This is a genomic window from Pseudomonas sp. NPDC088885, assembly GCF_044750025.1.
Lineage (GTDB): Bacteria > Pseudomonadota > Gammaproteobacteria > Pseudomonadales > Pseudomonadaceae > Aquipseudomonas > Aquipseudomonas rustica.
The window spans coordinates 1-4233 of record NZ_JBIVJB010000177.1; the positions used below are offsets into that span (position 1 = coordinate 1).

4 protein-coding genes are annotated in these 4233 nt (G+C 57.1%); 3 read left to right on the top strand and 1 reads right to left on the bottom strand.

Annotation, left to right across the window (positions count from 1 at the left end):
* The coding region (locus ACIP1X_RS27910; RefSeq protein ID WP_400755881.1) for a hypothetical protein at positions 1-344 on the top strand (344 nt) is incomplete at its 5' end.
* A gap of 28 nt (positions 345-372) precedes the next feature.
* Here ACIP1X_RS27910 and ACIP1X_RS27915 read toward each other — a convergent pair.
* The gene (locus tag ACIP1X_RS27915) at positions 373-1272 is read right to left on the bottom strand and encodes a LysR family transcriptional regulator (RefSeq protein WP_400755882.1); all 900 of its coding nucleotides are present in this window, start codon (positions 1270-1272) and stop codon (positions 373-375) included.
* Between the two features lie 158 nt (positions 1273-1430).
* Here ACIP1X_RS27915 and ACIP1X_RS27920 point away from each other — a divergent pair, with 158 nt between their 5' ends.
* Both ACIP1X_RS27920 and ACIP1X_RS27925 read left to right on the top strand, forming a co-directional pair.
* Entirely contained in the window at positions 1431-2612 is a 1182-nt protein-coding gene (locus ACIP1X_RS27920) for an acyl-CoA dehydrogenase (protein ID WP_159813315.1), read from the top strand.
* 13 nt (positions 2613-2625) lie between these two features.
* Complete coding sequence (locus ACIP1X_RS27925; RefSeq protein ID WP_400755883.1) at positions 2626-3846, top strand: CaiB/BaiF CoA transferase family protein; 1221 nt, start codon at positions 2626-2628, stop codon at positions 3844-3846.
* Positions 3847-4233 lie beyond the last annotated feature (387 nt).

Here is a 4233-nt window from a genome sequence, read left to right on the forward strand (position 1 = left end):
GGCCGATCAGCACGATCCCGCCAAATCAGGGCGGGGCGCGGCATTTTGCAGGCGAACTTTATGCCCTTCAAGGGATTATGACGGGTGACGGAAAATTAACTACAAGTCATGCCGTGACCGAATGTCGCACATGCACGGTCGAATCCCTTACAGGCCGTGCCCTGCAAGGATTCTGGCGCAATATGGAAAAATTTCTCATCGGTGACGTGAATAGGCCGCAATGCGTCGTGAATGGAGGCTCAAAGCCACGTCCGCAGGCGCTTGTAGGACGTCTGTACGACTTTCGGATACAGTCTGTGCATATGCGACAAATAGTTATATCTGTAGGGCTTTGGTTTTTCTGACTACGAGGTCAGCAAATGCTGAAAGCCTTTAGCCTTCAAGGCTGTAGCAATGTGCCTGATTTACCAGCCAGTCACGAAAAGCCTTCAGAGACGCCGATTCGACCTTTCGTTCGGGAATCATCAAGTAATAGGCTTTGATGCTGGCGAGTGCCTGCGGGTTGGCAATTACCAGGCGTTTCTCCGCCAATTCCCGCTGAATCAGAAACGGTGGAATCAGCGCAATCCCCATGTCGTGCATGGCCGCTTGGGCGAGCATGGAGAATAGCTCGTAGCGCGGACCTGTCATGTCGCGGGGGATATTCATGTGTTGCGAGTTGAACCACTGACGCCAGGCATAAGGGCGAGTGGTTTGTTGCAGCAGCGGCAGATCGGCAATTTCATCGGCTGTCAGAAGCGTCTTGTTGCCGAGTAGGGCGGGGCTGCACACCGGCATCGGATTTTCACCCATCAGTCTGTGGGATTCGGTACCCGACCAATCGGCATCGCCGAAGTAGATCGCCGCATCGAACTCAGTGTCGGCAAACAGGAAGGGCCGCGTGCGGTTGGTCAGGTTGACCGTGACTTCCGGGTGCTTGAGCTGGAAATCCTTTAGGCGCGGCAGCAGCCATTGCGTACCGAAGGTCGGTACCACCGCCAACTCGATCACATTGGTGCCTTGCTGGCCCATCACTGAGAGGGTGTCGCGCTCAACCGCATCGAGTTGCGTTGCGACCCGACGACTGTAGGAAAGTCCTGCTTCGGTCAGTTTCACTCCCCGTCGCGACCGTCGGAACAGTTCCACACTGAGGAATTCCTCAAGGCTGGCGATCTGTCGGCAAATGGCACCCTGGGTGAGGGAAAGTTCTTCGGCGGCGCGGGTAAAGCTTTCGTGACGTGCGGCGGCTTCGAAGCTGATCAGGGCGGTGGTGCTGGGGATCTTCCTGCGCATGTACGTCAACCTCACTAATGCGCCGCATAAAAGGCATTTCGCGACGTTTCGGAGTGAGAAATTAGCACAACAGAATGCGAAATCCTCGTTTGCCGCGACGGCGAACCGCGCCTAGGATCAATGCCACGTTAATTCACCCGATTTACGAGGACACACTCATGGGCGGTAAAGCTAGCTTCAACTGGATCGATCCCCTGCTGCTGGATCAACAGCTCACCGAAGAAGAGCGCATGATCCGCGACACCGCCGAGCAGTTCGCTCAGCAGAAGCTCGCGCCGCGTGTTCTTGAAGCTTTCCGTCATGAGAAGACTGATCCGGCGATCTTCCGCGAAATGGGCGAAGTCGGCCTGTTGGGCGCGACCATCCCTGAGCAGTACGGTGGCAGCGGCCTCAACTACGTGAGCTACGGCCTGATTGCTCGCGAAGTGGAGCGGGTCGACTCCGGCTATCGCTCGATGATGAGCGTGCAGTCCTCGCTGGTGATGGTGCCGATCAACGAATTCGGTACCGAAGCCCAGAAACAGAAATACCTGCCGAAACTGGCGTCCGGCGAATGGATCGGCTGCTTCGGCCTGACCGAGCCGAACCACGGTTCCGACCCGGGCGCGATGATCACCCGTGCACGCAAAGTCGAAGGCGGCTACAGCCTGACCGGCGCGAAAATGTGGATCACTAACAGCCCGATCGCCGACGTTTTCGTGGTCTGGGGTAAGGACGATGCCGGCGACATCCGTGGCTTCGTACTGGAGAAGGGCTGGAAAGGCCTGAGCGCTCCGGCGATTCACGGCAAAGTCGGCCTGCGTGCATCGATTACCGGTGAGATCGTCATGGACAACGTGTTCGTGCCGGAAGAGAACATCTTCCCGGACGTGCGCGGTCTGAAAGGCCCGTTCACCTGCCTTAACTCTGCGCGCTATGGCATTTCCTGGGGCGCACTGGGCGCTGCCGAGTTTTGCTGGCACACCGCTCGCCAGTACACACTGGATCGTCAACAGTTCGGTCGCCCATTGGCCGCTACTCAATTGATCCAGAAGAAACTCGCTGACATGCAGACCGAGATCACGTTGGCGCTGCAAGGCTGCCTGCGTCTGGGTCGTATGAAAGATGAAGGTACTGCGGCGGTCGAAATCACTTCGATCATGAAGCGCAACTCCTGCGGCAAGTCGCTGGACATCGCCCGTATGGCGCGCGACATGTTGGGCGGCAACGGTATCTCCGACGAATTCGGCGTGGCCCGTCACCTGGTCAACCTGGAAGTAGTGAATACCTATGAAGGTACTCATGACGTTCACGCGCTGATTTTGGGTCGTGCGCAAACCGGTCTGCAGGCGTTCTATTAATAGGAGAGCGACCATGGGCGCGCTGTCGCATCTGCGGGTACTGGATTTATCGCGAGTGTTGGCCGGGCCGTGGGCCGGGCAAATCCTCGCCGACCTTGGCGCCGAGGTGATCAAGGTTGAGCGCCCGGGTAATGGTGACGACACGCGCGCCTGGGGGCCGCCCTTCCTTAAAGACGCTTATGGTGAGAACACCTCGGAAGCGGCCTATTACCTGTCGGCCAACCGCAACAAGCAATCGGTGACTATCGACTTCACGCGTCCTGAGGGGCAGAAGCTGGTGCGGGACTTGGCGGCAAAGTCCGACATCCTCATCGAGAACTTCAAGGTCGGTGGTCTGGCGGCATATGGGCTGGACTATGAATCGCTGAAGGCGATCAATCCGAACCTGATCTATTGCTCGATCACCGGGTTCGGGCAGACCGGGCCGTATGCCAAGCGCGCTGGCTATGACTTCATGATTCAGGGGTTGGGCGGGCTGATGAGCCTGACTGGTCGTCCCGAGGGTGATGAGGGTGCCGGGCCGGTAAAGGTCGGTGTGGCGTTGACGGATATTCTTACCGGTCTGTATTCGACGGTGGCGATTCTTGCGGCGTTGGCACATCGCGATCACGACGGGGGCGGCCAACACATCGATATGGCGTTGCTGGATGTGCAGGTTGCGTGTCTGGCGAACCAGGCGATGAATTATCTGACCACGGGCAATGCGCCTAAGCGTCTGGGTAATGCGCATCCGAACATCGTGCCTTATCAGGACTTTCCTACGGCCGACGGCGATTTCATTCTTACCGTGGGTAACGACGGGCAGTTCCGCAAGTTTGCCGAAGTGGCGGGGCAGCCGCAGTGGGCTGACGATCCGCGCTTCGCTACTAATAAGCTGCGGGTGGCGAACCGGGCTGTGTTGATTCCGTTGATTCGCCAGGCGACTGTGTTCAAGACGACTGGCGAATGGGTTGCCGAGCTGGAGCAGGCGGGCGTGCCTTGTGGGCCGATCAATGATCTGTCGCAGGTGTTCGAGGATCCGCAGGTGAAGGCGCGTGGTCTGGCGATAGAGCTGCCGCACGCACTGGCGGGGATGGTGCCGCAAGTGGCCAGCCCTATCCGCATGTCGCAGACACCGGTTGAGTATCGGCGCGCCCCTCCTTTATTGGGTGAGCATACGCTGGAGGTTCTTCAAGGTGTGCTGGGCTTGGGCGCGGGTGCGGTGGCTGAGCTGAAGGCGGCTGGGGTGCTCTAAAGATCCCTTCTATATAGAAGGGATCACGTTTGCTTCCTTTATATAGGTGCATTTGGTCGTTATTTAACCAATCTGCAAGTGATTGAAAGAAAAGCGAAATTAACGGTTGACGGCAAATTCCAGACGTCTATAATTCGCCCCACTTCCGGCGCAGTCGAAACGGAAAACTTCTTGAGATTCAATGAGTTAAGTAGGTTTCGGCAGCAGGTTGCTTCAGTTCATCGAAGCCAAAAGGAAGTTGAAAAAGAGGTGTTGACAGCAGCGTGTAACGCTGTAGAATTCGCCTCCCGCTGACGAGAGATCTGAGGCGCAAGTGGTTGAAGTTGTTGAAGAATTCTTCGAAAGCTTCTGAAAATAATCACTTGACAGCAAATGAGGCTGCTGTAG

Bases quoted from the DNA above. Each gene is read 5' to 3' on its own strand.
- ACIP1X_RS27925 (WP_400755883.1), top strand. From the start codon at position 2,626: ATGGGCGCGCTGTCGCATCTGCGGGTACTGGATTTATCGCGAGTGTTG.
- ACIP1X_RS27920 (WP_159813315.1), top strand. From the start codon at position 1,431: ATGGGCGGTAAAGCTAGCTTCAACTGGATCGATCCCCTGCTGCTGGAT.
- ACIP1X_RS27915 (WP_400755882.1), bottom strand. From the start codon at position 1,272: ATGCGCAGGAAGATCCCCAGCACCACCGCCCTGATCAGCTTCGAAGCC.